We start from the raw sequence: 16,937 nt of genomic DNA, 5'->3' as shown, positions 1-16,937 counted from the left end.
GGTGAGGTGACGGCGGCGTACGTGGCGGGGATGTTGTCGCTTGCTGATGCGTGTGTGTTGGTGGCGGCGCGGGGTCGGTTGATGCAGGCGTTGCCCAGCGGTGGGGTGATGGCGGCGGTCGGTGCGGCCGAGGTTGACGTGCGGGAGGTCATCGATGCTGCGGGTGCGGCGGTGGACATCGCTGCGGTGAACAGTCCGGCGTCGGTGGTCGTGTCGGGCGCGGCGGACGAGGTCGCTGTGGTGGTGGCGACTGCTCGTGAGCGGGGCTGGCGGACGAAGGAGTTGTCGGTCAGTCACGCGTTCCACTCACGGCTGATGGACCCGATGCTGGACGAGTTCGCGTCGGTGGTGGCGGGGCTGGACTGGCGGATGCCGCGGGTGCCGATCGTGTCGAACGTGACCGGTGCGGTCGCGGACGCGGCGGAGCTCACCGATCCGGGCTACTGGGTGCGGCACGTGCGCCAGCCGGTGCGGTTCGCCGACGCGGTGCGCACCCTGCACCAGCAGGACGTCACGCAGTTCCTGGAGGTCGGCCCCGACGCCGTACTCACGGCCATGGCGCAGGACTGCGTCGAGACGACCGGCGACGTCCGGTTCACCGCCACGATGCGCGCCGGCCACTCCGAGGCCGACACGCTGCGCACCGCCCTCGCCGAGCGGTACGTCACCGGCGGCCACGTCGACTGGGCCGGATACCTGACGGCGGCCGGGGCGCGCCCCCGCACCGTCGCCCTGCCCACGTACGCCTTCGACCACCAGCGCTACTGGCTCAACGTCACCAGCGGCGGCGCGGCGGCGCCCGGGCTCGGTGTCCGCCCCGTCGACCACGCGCTGCTCGGCGCCGCCGTACGCGTGGCCGACGACGACGTACGGGTCTTCGGCACCGAACTCTCCGTGCGGACGCACCCGTGGCTCGCCGAACACGTCGTCTGGGACTCGGTGGTGGTGCCCGGCGCCGCCCTGGTCGAGATGGTCCTGCACGCGGGCGCGCAGGTCGGCTGTGACACGCTCGACGAGCTGACCCTCCAGGCGCCGCTGGCGCTCGCCGAGCAGGACACCCGGGCGGTGCAGGTGAAGCTGGGCGCGGCGGACGAGGAAGGCCGCCGCCCGGTCACCATCCACTCCCGTGCCGCCGCCGACCCGGACGGGGAGTGGGACCGCCACGCGGTGGGCGTCCTCGCCCCCGGCGTACCGCAGCCCGACGGGGCCGAGCCGGCGCCGTGGCCGCCCAGCGCCGCCACCGCCGTCGCGGTCGACGGGATCTACACCGAACTGTCCCGCCTGGGCGTCGAGTACGGGCCGCTGTTCCGTGGCCTGCGCGCCGTCTGGCGTACCGGCGACGAGGTGTGCGCCGAGGTGGCGGTGCCCGACGGCACCGAGGTCACCGGCTTCGGCCTGCACCCCGCCCTGCTGGACGCGGCGCTGCACGTCGTCGGCCTGCTCGACTCCGACGGCGAGGAGGCCTCCGGCGTACGCCTGCCCTTCGCCTGGACCGGCGTCACCCTCTCGGCGGTCGGCGCGACCGCGCTGCGGGTACGCGCCCGGCGCAGCGGCGGCGGGGTCACCCTGACCCTGGCCGACCCGGCCGGCGCCCCCGTCGCCCGGATCGGCTCCCTGGTCTCCCGCCCCGTGACCGCCGACCAGGTGCGCGGCGGCGAATCCGCTGTCGACTCGCTGTACGACGTCACCTGGCAGAGCGTGCCGCCGGGCACCCCGGCGACCGTCCGGGTGGTGCTCCTCGGTGACGCCCCGTCCGACCTGGCCGAAATCGCCCGGTACGGGCTCGCCGAGCTGGCCGAGGCGGTCGATTCCGGCCGGCTCGACCCGGAGCTGGTGCTGCTCGCCGCGTACGCCGACGACGAGCGCGCCCCGGTCCCCGCCGCGACGCGGACCCGGCTCGCCGCCGTGCTGACCGCCGTCCAGGGCTGGCTCGCCGACGACCGGCTGGCGGAGCGGCGGCTGGTCGTGCTGACCCGCGGGGCCGTCCCCGCCGGCGACACCGGCCGCGCGGGCGACCTGCCCGGCGCCGCGGTCTGGGGCCTGCTGCGCTCGGCCCAGGCGGAGCACCCCGACCGCTTCGTGCTCGTGGACCTCGACGAGGCGCGACGACCGGAGTCCGGCACCGTGGACCTGGTGGCCCGCGCGGTCGCCACCGGCGAACCCCAACTGGCGATCCGCGACGAACGGGTGCTGGCACCCCGGCTCACGCCCGCCGTCGGCGATCCGGCGCTGGCCACCGAACTCGACCCCGACGGGACGGTCCTGGTCACCGGGGCCACCGGCGCCCTCGGCGGCCTGCTGGCCCGGCACCTGGTCGGTACGCACAAGGTGCGCCACCTGCTGCTGGTCAGCCGGCGAGGGGCGGACGCCCCCGGCGCGGCGGAGCTGCTCGCCGAGCTGACCGCGCTGGGCGCGCAGGCCCGCCTGGTGGCCGGCGACGTGGCGGACCGGGAATCCCTCGCCGCGCTGCTGGACGCCGTCCCCGCCGAGCACCCGCTCACCGGCGTGGTGCACGCCGCCGGCATCCTCGACGACGCGGTGATCTCGGCACTGACGCCCGGGCGGGTCTCCGCTGTGCTCTCCGCCAAGGCCGACGCCGCCTGGCACCTGCACGAGCTGACCCGGGGGCGGAACCTGGCGATGTTCGTGCTCTTCTCGTCGGTCGCCGGCGTCCTCGGCGGCCCCGGGCAGGGCAACTACGCCGCCGCGAACGCGTTCCTGGACGGCCTCGCCGAACACCGGCACGCCTCGGGCCTCGCCGCCACCTCCCTGTCCTGGGGGCTCTGGGCCGCGGACAGCGGGATGACGGGCGCCCTCGACGCCGCCCAGCGGCAACGGATGAGCCGCAACGGCCTCAGCCCGCTCGACACCGACCAGGCGCTGCGCCTCTTCGACGCCAGCCTGCGCGGCGGGCGCCCCCACCTGGTGCCGGCGCTGCTCGATACCGCCGCACTGCGCCGCCAGGCCGACGCCGGCCAACTCCCGGCGCCGCTGCGCGGCCTGGTCCGGGCCCGGCGGCGCGTCGCCGACGGCGGCGGTGACGGCGGCCCGTCCTTCGCGCAGCGCCTGGCCGGCACGCCCGAGGCCGAGCGCGGCCGGCTGGTGGAGGACCTCGTCAAGGCGCAGGTCATCGAGGTGCTCGGCTACCCGCCGGCCACCGTCGTCCCGTCCGGGCAGACGTTCACCGGCCTCGGCTTCGACTCGCTGACGGCGGTCGAACTGCGCAACCGGCTGACCGCCCTCACCGGCATCCGACTGCCGGCGAGCCTCATCTTCGACTGCCCCACGCCCGCCGCCCTCGCCGACTTCCTGCTGGTCGACGCCGCCCCGCCCGCGCCCGAAACCAGCCTGCTGGCCGAGCTCGACCGGCTGGAGGCGGCGTTCGCCGCGACCGGCCCAGAAGAGCTGGAACGGCTGGCCGGCGACGACGAGACGCGTACCGCCGTGGCGGTGCGCCTCCGGGCGCTGGTCACCCGGTGGAGCGACGCCACCGACCGGCCGGCCGACGTCAGCCAGGCCCTCGACGACGCCTCGGACGACGAGCTGTTCGACTTCATCGACCAGAAGTTCGGCCGATCCTGACCACGAGTCCGCCGCTTGCCCCTTAGCGACAGGTGATCAACCCGATGGCGAACGAAGCCAAGCTCCGCGAGTACCTCAAGCGCGTCACCGCTGACCTGCACGAGACCAGCGAACGCCTGCGGGCCGTCGACGAGCAGAACCACGAGCCGATCGCGATCGTGGGCATGGGTTGCCGCTATCCGGGCGGGGTGCGGACTCCCGAGGCGCTGTGGCGGCTCGTCGAGTCCGGCGTCGACGCCGTCACCCCGTTCCCGGCGGACCGGGGCTGGGACGTGGAGAACCTCTACGACCCCGACCCGGACGCGCACGGCAAGTCGTACACCCGCGAGGGTGGCTTCCTGCACGACGCCGGCGAGTTCGACGGCGGGTTCTTCGGCATCTCCCCGCGCGAGGCGCTGGCCATGGACCCGCAGCAGCGCCTCCTGCTGGAGGTCGCCTGGGAGACGGTCGAGCGGGCCGGCATCGCCGCCGACTCGCTCAAGGGCAGCCGCACCGGCGTCTTCACCGGCGTCATGTACCACGACTACGTCTCCCGGCTCAACGGCGTGCCGCAGGAGGTCGAGGCGTTCGTCGGCACCGGCAACCACGGCAGCGTCGTCTCCGGCCGGATCTCGTACACGTTCGGCTTCGAGGGCCCGGCGGTCACCGTCGACACCGCCTGCTCGTCCTCGCTGGTGGCGCTGCACCTCGCCGTGCAGGCCCTGCGCTCCGGCGAGTGCACCCTCGCGCTGGCCGGCGGCGTCACCGTGATGTCCAGCCCCGACACGTTCATCGGCTTCAGCCGCCAGCGCGGGCTGTCCCCGGACGGGCGGTGCAAGTCCTTCGCCGCCACCGCCGACGGCACCGGCTGGAGCGAGGGCGCCGGGCTGCTGCTGCTGGAACGGCTCTCCGACGCCCAGCGCAACGGCCACCGGGTGCTCGCCGTGGTACGCGGCAGCGCCGTCAACCAGGACGGCGCCTCGAACGGCCTCACCGCGCCGCACGGCCCGTCGCAGCAGCGGGTGATCCGCCAGGCTCTCGCCAACGCCCGGCTCGCCCCGGCCGACGTGGACGCCGTCGAGGCCCACGGCACCGGCACCCGCCTCGGCGACCCCATCGAGGCGCAGGCCCTGCTCGCCACGTACGGCCGGGACCGCGCCGCCGACCAGCCCCTGTGGCTCGGCTCGATCAAGTCCAACCTCGGCCACACCCAGGCCGCCGCCGGCGTTGCCGGCGTGATCAAGATGGTCATGGCGATGCGCCACGGCGTCCTGCCGCGGACCCTGCACGTCGACGAGCCGTCCCCGCACGTCGACTGGTCGGCCGGCGCGGTGAGCCTGCTCCGCGAGCCGCGCCCGTGGCCGCGCGGGACCCGGCCCATGCGGGCCGGCGTCTCCTCGTTCGGCGTCAGCGGCACCAACGCCCACGTCATCGTCGAGGCCGCCCCGCCCGCGTCGCAGCCGGATGCCGCCACCGACGCCGTCACCGGCCCCGACCCCCTGCCGTGGGTCGTCTCCGCGCGCAGCGCCGCCGCGCTCGGCGCCCAGGCCGACCGGCTGCGCTCCTGGCTCGCCGAGCACCCCGACGTCGCGCCGGCCGCCGTGGGCCGGGCCCTGGCCGCCGGGCGGTCCGTCCTGGAACACCGGGCGGTGCTGCTCGGATCCGACCGGGACGAACTGCTCGCCGGGCTCGGCGCACTGGCCGACGGCGTCCCGGCGGCGTCCGTGCGGCGCGGGGTCGCCAGCCCCACCCGGGTCGCCGTGCTCTGCACCGGGCAGGGCGCCCAGCGCGTCGGCATGGGTCAGCGGTTGTACGCCGCGTTCCCCGCCTTCGCCGAGGCCTTCGACGCCGCCTGCGCGGAGCTGGACAAGCACCTCGACCGGCCGCTGCGCGGCGTGCTCGACGGCCCCGCCGACGTGCTCGACCGCACCGGGTACGCCCAGGCGGCACTGTTCGCCGTCGAGGTCGCCGCCTACCGGCTCGTCGAGTCCTGGGGCGTCGTGCCGGACTTCGTGACCGGACACTCGGTCGGCGAGGTGGCCGCCGCGCACATCGCCGGCGTGCTGTCGCTGCCGGACGCCGCCCGCCTGGTGGCCGCCCGGGGCACCCTGATGCAGGCGCTGCCCACCGGCGGCGCCATGGTGTCGATCCGCGCCACCGAGGCGGAGGTGCGCGCGCACCTGGACACCGCCGGTGAGTCGACCGGCGCGGGGCTGGCCGCCGTCAACGGCCCGGAGTCCGTCGTCGTCTCCGGCGACGAGGACGCCGTGCTGGCGGTCGCCGCACACTTCGCGGCCCTCGGCCGCGACACGAAGCGGCTGCGGGTCAGCCACGCGTTCCACTCCGCCCGGATGGACCCGATGCTCGACGCGTTCGGCGACGTGCTCGGGCAGCTGACCTTCGCCGCGCCCCGGATCCCCGTGGTCTCCACCGTGACGGGCGCGGTGCTCGACCCCGACGAGGTGCGCTCCCCGGCGTACTGGCTGCGCAACGTCCGCGACACGGTCCGCTTCGCCGCCGCCGTGACCACCCTGCACGAGCTGGGGGTGGGCGCGTACGTCGAGGTGGGCCCGGGTGGGGTGCTCAGCGCGCTCACCCAGGAGACCGTCGGCGGGGACCAGACGGTGTGCGCCCCGATGCTGCGTGCGGGCTCCGACGAGGCGGCGACCGCGCTGGCCGCCGCCGCCACCGTCTGGGCCCGGGGCGTGCCGGTGAACTGGGCGGCCCTGTTCGACGGCCCGCCCGTGCCCGTCGACCTGCCCACGTACGCGTTCCAGCGCGAACGCTACTGGCTGCTGCCCCTGCCGCAGCCCGCCGACGTGACCGCCGCCGGGCTGACCCCGACCGGCCACCCGCTGCTCGGGGCGGTGTTCCGCTCCGCCGACGGCGACGAGGTGACGCTCACCGGCCGGCTGTCCGTGGAGAGCCAGCCCTGGCTGGCCGAGCACGCCGTACGCGACGTGGTGCTCCTCCCCGGGACCGGGTTCGTGGAGCTGGCGCTGCGGGCCGGCGCGGAGGTCGGCGCCGACCGGCTCGCCGAGCTGACCCTCCAGGCGCCGCTGGTGCTGCCCGAGACCGGGGGCGTCGACGTGCAGGTCGCCGCCGAACGCACGGGCGGCGGGGCGTGGCAGGTGACCGTCCACGCCCGCCGCGCCGGCACCGACGACCTGTGGGTCCGGCACGCCACCGGCCTGCTCACCCCCGAACCGGGGGAGGACACCGGCACGCTGGCGCAGTGGCCGCCGAGCGGCGCCACCGCCCTGGACGTGTCCGAGCTGACCGGGCGGGCGGCGCGGGCCGGGTTCGCGTACGGCCCGGCCTTCCAGGGGCTGCGCGCCGCCTGGCGCGTCGGCACCGACGTGTACGCCGAGGTGGCGCTGCCCGAGCCGGCGGCCGACGACGCCGGCGCGTACGGGCTGCACCCGGCGCTGCTCGACGCCGCCGTGCAGGCGGTCGGGCTGGGCATCGTCGACCCCGGCGAGGCCCGGATGCCGTTCTCCTGGTCGGACGTGACGCTGTCCGCCCACGGCGCCGACACGCTGCGGGTACGGCTGACCCCCGCCGGTCCGGACACGGTGACCATGCTGGTCGCCGACGCCACCGGTGAACCCGTAGCCCGGATCGGCGCCCTGGTGCTGCGGCCCCTACCGGCGGGCGAGCTTGCCCCCGGCGGGTCCCCGTGGCGGCGCTCGCTGTTCCGCCTCGACTGGGTCCGGCACGCGATCGCCGACGGCGCCGCCGACGGCACGACCTGGGCGGTGCTCGGCGACCGCCCCGCCCCGCTGCCGTCCGGGCTGCCCGCCGCCCGGTACGCCGACCTCGACGCGCTCTGCGACGCCGGGGTGCCCGACGCCGTGCTGTTCCCCGTGGCGGGCGCGACGGGCCCCGGCGCGGTCCACGAGCTGCTCGCCGAGGTCCTCGCCGTGCTCCAGGGCTGGCTCGCCGCCGAGCGGCACACCGGCGGGTCCCGGCTGGTGGTCCTCACCAGCGGCGCCGTCGCCGTGGACGACGACGCGGACGTGACCGACCTGGCCGGCGCCGCCGTGTGGGGCCTGCTCCGGTCCGCCCAGGCCGAGCACCCCGGCCGCTTCCTCGTCGTCGACGTCGACGACGAGGAGAACTGCGCGGCCGCCCTCGCCGGCCTGCTGCCGGCCGACGAGCCGCAGGCGGCGGTACGCGACGGGGTGGTACGTGTACCCCGGCTCGTCGCCGCCCCGGAACCCGACGCGCCGGCACCGGCGCTCGACCCGGAGGGCACGGTGCTGGTCACCGGCGGCACGGGCGCCCTCGGCACGCTGACCGCCCGCCACCTCGTCACCCGGCACGGGGTCCGGCACCTGGTGCTGACCAGCCGGCGCGGTGCCGACGCCGACGGCGCCGCCGACCTGCTCGCCGACCTCGCCGACCTGGGCGCCACGGCGACGGTCGAGGCGTGCGACGCCGCCGACCGGACGGCCCTCGCCGCGCTGCTGGATCGGATCGACCCGGCGCACCCGCTGACCGGCGTGGTGCACACCGCCGGCGTGCTGGCCGACCGCACCCTGACCTCGCTCACCCCCGAGACCCTCGGCGACGTGCTCCGGCCGAAGGTGGACGCCGCCGCCAACCTGCACGAGCTGACCGCCGGCAGCCGCCTCGCGCTGTTCGTCACCTACTCTTCGGCGGCGGGCGTCACGGGCAGCCCCGGCCAGGCCAACTACGCGGCGGCCAACGCCTTCCTGGACGCGCTCGCCCACCGGCGGCGGGCCGCGGGCCTCCCGGCACTCTCCCTGGCCTGGGGCCCGTGGGCGGAGTCGGGCGGCGGCATGACCGCCGCCCTCGACCGCGCCGACACCGACCGGCTGGCCCGTGCCGGCGTACGACCGATCCCCGCGGGGGACGGCCTCGCGCTCTTCGACGCCGCTTTGCTCACCGGCCTGCCCGCGACGGTGCCGATGGTGCTGGACGGGCCGGCGCTGCGCGCCCAGGCCGAGGCGGGCACCCTGCCGTCGGTCCTGCGCGGCCTGGTGCGGGCGCCCCGGCGTCGCGCCGCGCGGTCCGGCCCGGCGGAGACCGCCGCGCTGACCGAGCGGCTCGCCGGGCTCGACCGCGAGGAGCGCGCCGCGGCCCTGCTGCGGCTCGTCCTCGACCAGGTCGCGGCGGTCCTGGGGTACGCCGACGCTGCCGCCATCGAGGCCGGGCGTCCGTTCACCGAGCTGGGCTTCGACTCACTGACTGCCGTCGAGCTGCGCAACCGGCTGGGCGCGGTGACCGGCCTGCGCCTCCCGGCGACCCTGGTCTTCGACCATCCGACCCCGCTCGCCCTCGCCGACCACCTGGACGTCGAGACCGGAACCGACGCCGGTACGCCGACGACCCCGGTCGCCGCCCTCACGGCGCTCGACGAACCGATCGCCATCGTCGGCATGAGCTGCCGTTACCCCGGCGGCGTACGCTCCCCCGAGCAGTTGTGGGACCTCCTCGTCTCCGGTGGGGACGGCATCACCGGCTTTCCCGCCGACCGTGGCTGGGACGTCGACGACCTGTACGACCCGTCCGGCACGCGCCGGGGCAGCAGCTACGCTCGCGAGGGCGGCTTCCTGGTCGACGCCGGCGACTTCGACGCCGACCTGTTCAAGATCTCCCCGCACGAGGCCCTCGCCATGGACCCGCAGCAGCGGCTGCTGCTGGAGACCTCGTGGGAGGCCATCGAGGACGCCCGGATCGACCCGCTCGCGCTCCGGGGCCGCCCGGTCGGCGTCTTCGCCGGCATGATGTACCACAACCACGCCGCCGGACTGGCCGACGTCCCCGAGACCCTCGACGGCTACCTCGGCGTCGGAACGGCCAGCAGCGTGCTGTCGGGCCGGGTGGCGTACTCGTTCGGTTTCGAGGGGCCGGCGGTGACGGTGGACACGGCGTGTTCGTCGTCGCTGGTGGCGTTGCACCTGGCGGTGCAGGCGTTGCGGTCCGGCGAGTGTGACCTGGCGCTGGCCGGTGGCGTCACGGTGATGGCGACGCCCGAGACGTTCATCGACTTCTCCCGCCAGCGGGGCATGGCCCCCGACGGCCGGTGCAAGTCGTTCTCCGACGCGGCGGACGGCACGGGCTGGTCCGAGGGCGTCGGCGTGCTGCTGGTGCAGCGGCTGTCGGACGCGCGGCGCGACGGGCGCCGGGTCCTCGCGGTCGTGCGGGGCACGGCGGTGAACCAGGACGGCGCGTCGAACGGGTTGACGGCGCCGAACGGTCCGTCGCAGCAGCGGGTGATCCGGCAGGCCCTCGCCAACGCCCGGCTGGGCGTGGCGGACGTGGACGTCGTGGAGGCCCACGGCACCGGCACGACGCTGGGTGACCCGATCGAGGCGCAGGCCCTGCTGGCCACGTACGGGCAGGACCGCGACGAGCCGTTCCTCCTCGGCTCGGTGAAGTCGAACATCGGTCACACGCAGGCGGCTGCCGGGGTGGCGGGCATCATCAAGATGATCTTGGCGATGCGGCACGGGGTGGTGCCGGCGTCGTTGCACGTCGACACGCCGTCGTCGCACGTGGACTGGTCGTCGGGCGCGGTGGAGCTGGTGACCGAGTCCCGTGACTGGCCGGCGGTGGGGCGTGCGCGGCGTGCGGGTGTGTCGTCGTTCGGCATCTCCGGAACCAACGCGCACGTGATCATCGAGCAGCCGGAGCCGGCCCTGGTGGCACCGCCGGCGGGCGATTCGTCGGCGACGTCGGGCGTGGTCGTGCCGGTGCCGTGGGTGGTGTCGGGGCGTTCGGAGCGGGGTCTGGTGGGTCAGGCGTCGCGGTTGGCGTCGTTCGCGCGTGGTCGTTCGGATTTGTCGCCGTGGGATGTGTCGTGGTCGTTGGTGACGTCGCGGGCGGGGTTGGAGCATCGGGCGGTGGTGTGGGGTTCGTCGGTGGGCGATCTGGTCGCCGGGTTGTCGGCGGTGTCCGAGGGTCGGTTGTCGGGTGTGGTGTCGGCGGGTCGTCGGGCGGTGTTGTTCACGGGTCAGGGTTCGCAGCGTGCCGGTATGGGCCGGGAGTTGTATGAGGCGTTCCCGGTGTTCGCGTCGGCGTTCGACGCAGTGTGCGCGGAGTTCGATGTGCTTTTGCCGCGTCCACTGCGTGAGGTGGTGTTCGCGGAGGCGGGTTCTGGCGAGGCTGCGCTGTTGGATCAGACCGTGTTTGCGCAGGCGGGGTTGTTTGCGGTTGAGGTGGCGTTGTGGGAGTTGTTGTCGTCGTGGGGTGTGCGGGCGGATTTCCTGGCGGGTCATTCGATTGGTGAGGTGACGGCGGCGTACGTGGCGGGGATGTTGTCGCTTGCTGATGCGTGTGTGTTGGTGGCGGCGCGGGGCCGGTTGATGCAGGCGTTGCCGGCCGGGGGCGTGATGGCGGCCGTCGGCGCGGCGGAGGAGCTTGTCACCGAGTTGATCGCCTCGACTGGTGCGGCGGTGGATGTGGCGGCGGTGAATGGTCCGGCGTCGGTGGTGGTGTCGGGTGCGGCGGACGAGGTCGCTGTGGTGGTGGCGACTGCTCGTGAGCGGGGCTGGCGGACAAAGGAGTTGTCGGTCAGTCACGCGTTCCATTCACGGCTGATGGACCCGATGTTGGACGAGTTCCGGTCGGTGGTGGCGGGGCTGGATTGGCGGGTGCCGCGGGTGCCGATCGTGTCGAATGTGACCGGTGCGGTGGCGGACGGGTTGGAGTTGGTGGATCCGGAGTACTGGGTGCGGCACGTGCGGCAGCCGGTGCGGTTCGCTGATGGTGTGGCGGCTCTGCGGGGGCAGGGCGTGGACACGTTCGTGGAGGTTGGCCCCGATGCGACGTTGACGGCGATGGTGGCGGAGATCGCTGTGGATGCCGGGGTGCGGCGTGTTGCGGTGTCGCGGCGGGATCTGTCGGAGGTCGGGGCGCTGACGTCTGCGCTGGGGCAGTTGTGGGTGGCGGGTGTGCCGGTGGACTGGGCGGCGTACCACGGTCAGGTTGGTGTCCGGCCGCGCGTGGTCGACCTGCCCACGTACGCCTTCGACCACCGGCGTTACTGGATCAATGCCGCGACGCGCTCCTACCGTCCCCCTGCCGCCCGCCGAACCGCAGCAGACGAGGATTTCTGGCGCGCGATCGAGGCCGAGGACCTCACGACCCTCGCCGAGAGTCTGGCCGTCGACGCCGATGCCCCGCTCGCCGACGTACTGCCGGCGCTGTCCAACTGGCGGCGCCGCCGCGACGCCGAGGCCGCCCTCGACTCCTGGCGCTACCGGGTGGCCTGGCAGCCGCTGGCCGACGATCCTGCCCGCGCCGAGGCGACCGACTTCCTGCTCGTCGTACCGGCCGACGCCGGCACGGCCGCGACCGACTGGGCGGCTGCCCTCGGTGCCGTCGGGGGGCGGATCATCGAGGTCGACGCCGCGTACGACCGGAAGCGGCTCGCCCACGACCTCGTCGAGGCGTCGACCGGCCACGGCGGGGACCCGCTGACCGTGCTCTCCCTCCTCGCCTTCGACAACCGGCCGTACGCCGGGGCCGGCTCCGTGCCGACCGGCCTCGCCGGCACCGTCGCGCTCGCGCAGGCCCTCGGGGACGCCGGGATCACCGCCCGGCTCTGGATCGCCACCCGTGGCGCGGTCTCCGTCGGGTCCCAGGACCGGCACGTCGACCCCGCGCAGGCGATGACGTGGGGCTTCGGCAGCGTGCTGCGCGCCGAGCACCCGCACCGGTGGGGCGGGCTCGTCGACCTCCCCGAGCAGCCCGACCAGAACGCCGTACGCACCCTGCGGACGCTGATCTCCGGTGTCGGGCAGGAGGACGAGATCGCCCTGCGCAGCAACGGTGCCCACGCGCGCCGGCTCGTCCGGGCGGCGTACGGGGACACCGGCCCGCGCGGTTCCTGGACGCCTCGCGGCACCGTGCTGATCACCGGCGGCACCGGGGCCCTCGGTGGGCACGTCGCCCGTGCGTTGGCCGCCGAAGGCGCCGAACACCTCCTGCTGGTGAGCCGGCGGGGCGCCGAGGCACCGGGAGCGTCCGCCCTCGCCGAGGAACTCACCGGGCTCGGCAGCCGGGTCACCCTCGCGTCCTGCGACGTGGCCGACCGGACCGCGCTCGAAGCGTTGCTCGCCTCGATTCCCGACGAGCTTCCGCTGAGCGCGGTCGTGCACACCGCCGCCGCCCTCGACGACAACGTCGTCGACGCGGTCAGCGTCGAACAGCTCGCCACCGCCCTGCGGGCGAAGGTCGACGCCGCGCGCAACCTGGACGAGCTGACGCGGGACGCGGACCTCTCCGCGTTCGTCCTCTTCTCCTCGCTCGCCGGCCTCATGGGCGCCGCCGGCCAGGCCACGTACGCGCCGGGCAACGCGTTCCTCGACGCCCTGGCGCAGCGGCGCCGCGCCGAGGGGCTCCCGGGGACCTCGCTCGCCTGGGGCCTGTGGGCCGACGGCGGGGTGAGCGCGGGCGACTTCGAGCAGCGGCTCAGCCGTACCGGTTTCGGCGCGATGGCCCCGGAGACGGCGGCGCGCGCCTTCAGCCGGGCCCTGGAGCGCGACGAGACGTACCTCGTCGTGGCCGACATCGACTGGGCACGGGTGGCCGCCGCCGGCGGTCGGCGCCACCACCCGCTGGTCCGCGACCTGCTGGCCGAGGCCGGCGCGGCGGTGACCGCCGACGCCCCCGCGCCGGCGGCCGACCTGCGCCTGCGCCTGTCCGGGATGTCCGGTACGGAGCAGCTGCGCGTCCTCGGTGAGCTGGTACGCGGCGAGGTCGCCGCCGTGCTGGGCCACGAGTCCGCCGAGCGGGTGGCACCGGACCGCGCGTTCCAGGACCTCGGCTTCACGTCGCTGGCGGCGGTCGAACTGCGCAACCGGCTCGACGTGGCGACCGGCCTCGCGTTGCCGAGCACGCTCGCCTTCGACTACCCGAACTCCGCCGTCCTGGCCGGACACATCCACGCCGAGCTGCTGGGTGGGCAGGGACTTCCCGTCCCTGCCGCCGTCGCCGGCCCCGTCGTGGGCGACGACCCGATCGTCATCGTCGGCATGGGCTGCCGATTCCCGGCCGGAGCCGAGTCCCCGGAGGGCCTCTGGGAGCTGCTGACGGCCGGTGTCGACGCGATGTCGGACTTCCCGACCAACCGGCACTGGGACCTGGAGTCGCTGGCCGGAACCGACTCCTACGTCTCGCGCGGGGCGTTCCTGGCCGACGCGGGTGGCTTCGACGCGGAGTTCTTCGGCATCTCGCCGCGCGAGGCCCTCGCCATGGACCCGCAGCAGCGGCTGCTGCTGGAGGTCGCGTGGGAGGCGTTCGAGGACGCCCGGATCGAGCCCCTCGCGCTGCGCGGCAGCCGCGTCGGGGTGTTCGCCGGCACCAACGGGCAGGACTACGAGACCGTCGTACGCGAAGCTGGTGAGTCGCTCGCCGGGTACGGCGCGACGGGCGCCTCGGCGAGCGTGTTGTCGGGCCGGGTGGCGTACTCGTTCGGTTTCGAGGGGCCGGCGGTGACGGTGGACACGGCGTGTTCGTCGTCGCTGGTGGCGCTGCACCTGGCGGCGCAGGCCCTGCGGTCGGGGGAGTGCGACCTGGCGCTGGCCGGCGGCGTCACCGTGATGGCCACGCCGGGTGCCTTCATCGAGTTCTCCCGCCAGGGCGGCCTGTCGGCGGACGGCCGCTGCAAGGCCTTCGCCGAGTCGGCGGACGGCACCGCGTGGGGCGAGGGCGTGGGCGTCCTCGTCGTGCAGCGGTTGTCGGATGCGCGGCGTGAGGGCCGGCGGGTGCTGGCGGTGGTGCGGGGTTCGGCGGTGAACCAGGACGGTGCGTCGAACGGTTTGACGGCGCCGAACGGTCCGTCGCAGCAGCGGGTGATCCGGCAGGCGCTCGCGAACGCCGGGTTGGGCGTGGCGGACGTGGACGTGGTGGAGGCGCACGGCACGGGTACGACGCTGGGTGATCCGATTGAGGCGCAGGCGCTGCTGGCGACGTACGGGCAGGGTCGAGATGTGCCGTTGTTGCTGGGGTCGGTGAAGTCGAACATCGGTCACACGCAGGCGGCTGCCGGGGTGGCGGGTGTGATCAAGATGATCTTGGCGATGCGGCACGGGGTGGTGCCGGCGTCGCTGCACGTGGACGTGCCGTCGTCGCACGTGGATTGGTCGTCGGGCGCGGTGGAGCTGGTGACGCAGGCACGTGAGTGGCCAGCCCTGGAGCGTCCTCGGCGTGCGGGTGTGTCCTCGTTCGGGATCTCGGGAACGAACGCGCACGTCATCATCGAGCAGCCCGCGCCGGGTCTGGTGGCGCTGCACGCTGGAGAGTCGGCGGCGGAGTCCGTGGCCACGCTGGGTGCGGCGCTGGTGGAGTCGGTGTCGGCGGCGGGCGGCGAGGCCGACCGGATCGGGTCGACGGACGCGGAGCCGGAGCCCGTCGTGGCGTCGGGCGTGGTCGTGCCGGTGCCGTGGGTGGTGTCGGGGCGTTCGGAGCGGGGTCTGGTGGGTCAGGCGTCGCGGTTGGCGTCGTTCGTGCGTGGTCGTTCGGATCTGCCGGTGTCGGACGTGTCGTGGTCGTTGGTGTCGTCGCGGGCGGCGTTGGAGCATCGGGCGGTGGTGTGGGGTTCGTCGGTGGGCGATCTGGTCGCGGGCTTGTCGGCGGTGTCCGAGGGTCGGTTGTCGGGTGTGGTGTCGGCGGGTCGTCGGGCGGTGTTGTTCACGGGTCAGGGTTCGCAGCGTGCCGGTATGGGCCGGGAGTTGTACGAGACGTTCCCGGTGTTCGCGTCGGCGTTCGACGCAGTGTGCGCGGAGTTCGATGTGCTTTTGCCGCGTCCACTGCGTGAGGTGGTGTTCGCGGAGGCGGGTTCTGGCGAGGCTGCGCTGTTGGATCAGACCGTGTTTGCGCAGGCGGGGTTGTTTGCGGTTGAGGTGGCGTTGTGGGAGTTGTTGTCGTCGTGGGGTGTGCGGGTCGATTTCCTGGCGGGTCATTCGATCGGTGAGGTGAGCGCCGCCTATGTGGCGGGGATGTTGTCGCTGTCGGACGCCTGTTCTCTGGTGGCGGCGCGGGGTCGGTTGATGCAGGCGTTGCCGGCCGGGGGCGTGATGGCGGCCGTCGGCGTGGCGGAGGAGCTTGTCACCGAGTTGATCGCCTCGACTGGTGCGGCGGTGGATGTGGCGGCGGTGAATGGTCCGGCGTCGGTGGTCGTGTCGGGTGCGGCGGACGAGGTCGCTTCGGTGGTGGCGGTTGGGCGTGAGCGGGGTTGGCGGGTCAAGGAACTGTCGGTGAGTCACGCGTTCCATTCGCGGTTGATGGACCCGATGTTGGACGAGTTCCGGTCGGTGGTGGCGGGGCTGGATTGGCGGGTGCCGCGGGTGCCGATCGTGTCGAATGTGACCGGTGCGGTGGCGGACGGGTTGGAGTTGGTGGATCCGGAGTACTGGGTGCGGCACGTGCGGCAGCCGGTGCGGTTCGCTGATGGTGTGGCGGCTCTGCGGGGGCAGGGCGTGGACACGTTCGTGGAGGTTGGTCCCGATGCGACGTTGACGGCGATGGTGGCGGAGATCGCTGTGGATGCCGGGGTGCGGCGTGTTGCGGTGTCGCGGCGGGATCTGTCGGAGGTCGGGGCGCTGACGTCTGCGTTGGGGCAGTTGTGGGTGGCGGGTGTGCCGGTGGACTGGGCGGCGTACCACGGTCAGGTTGGTGTCCGGCCGCGCGTGGTCGACCTGCCCACGTACGCCTTCGACCACACCTGGTACTGGCCCGAGGCCGCGCCCGTGGTCCGTGGGAACGCGCACGACGACGCTCTCGACGGGCGGTTCTGGGCCGCCGTCGAGTCCGGTGACCCGGACCTGGTCGGCGGCGAGTTGGGCGTCGGCGCGGACGAACCGTTCAGCGCGGTCCTGCCGAAGCTCGCGCAGTGGCGGCGGGCCGCCCAGCAGCAGTCGACCGTGGATTCCTGGCGGTACCGGGTGGTGTGGCGTCGCCAGCCCGCGACCGGGGACGAGAACCTCGGCGGAACCTGGCTGGTGCTGATGCTCCCGGGCCAGGAGGACCACCCGTTGTTGGCCGGGCTGGCCGAGCGGGGCGCCGAGATCGTCCCGGTGGTGCTGGACGTGCTGGAACGGGAGGCGGTCGCGCGCCGACTGACCGCAGCGTCGGAGACCGCGGCGCCGGTTGCCGGGATGATCTCGCTGTTGTCGCTGGCCGGTGCGGGCGTCGTCGAGGCACTGGCGGTGGCACAGGCGCTGGCCGACACGGAGGTCGAGGGGCGCCTGTGGTGGTTGACCAGTGGCGCGGTCTCCGTGGACGACTCCGAGCCCCTGGTCGATGTGACGGGTGCTGCGGTGTGGGGTTTGGGTCGGGTGGTGGGTTTGGAGTTGCCGTTGCGGTGGGGTGGTTTGGTGGATTTGCCGGGGTTGTTGGGTGGT

The 16,937-nt window shown here is 74.5% G+C and carries 2 protein-coding genes; both read left to right on the top strand.

Annotated elements, in window-relative coordinates:
* The first annotated feature begins 30 nt into the window (after nt 1–30).
* Nucleotides 31–3,582: an SDR family NAD(P)-dependent oxidoreductase gene (locus tag ACGFIR_RS31505; RefSeq protein WP_393149026.1), complete on the top strand. Its 3,552-nt coding sequence runs from the start codon at nt 31–33 to the stop codon at nt 3,580–3,582.
* Between the two features lie 44 nt (nt 3,583–3,626).
* A partial coding sequence (locus tag ACGFIR_RS31500; RefSeq protein WP_393149024.1) for a type I polyketide synthase occupies nt 3,627–16,937 on the top strand: 13,311 nt, incomplete at its 3' end.

This window comes from Micromonospora sp. NPDC049051 (assembly GCF_043197575.1).
GTDB lineage: Bacteria > Actinomycetota > Actinomycetes > Mycobacteriales > Micromonosporaceae > Micromonospora.
The sequence above is the reverse complement of the archived record's forward strand: the minus strand, read 5'-3'. Positions and strand labels throughout refer to the sequence as shown.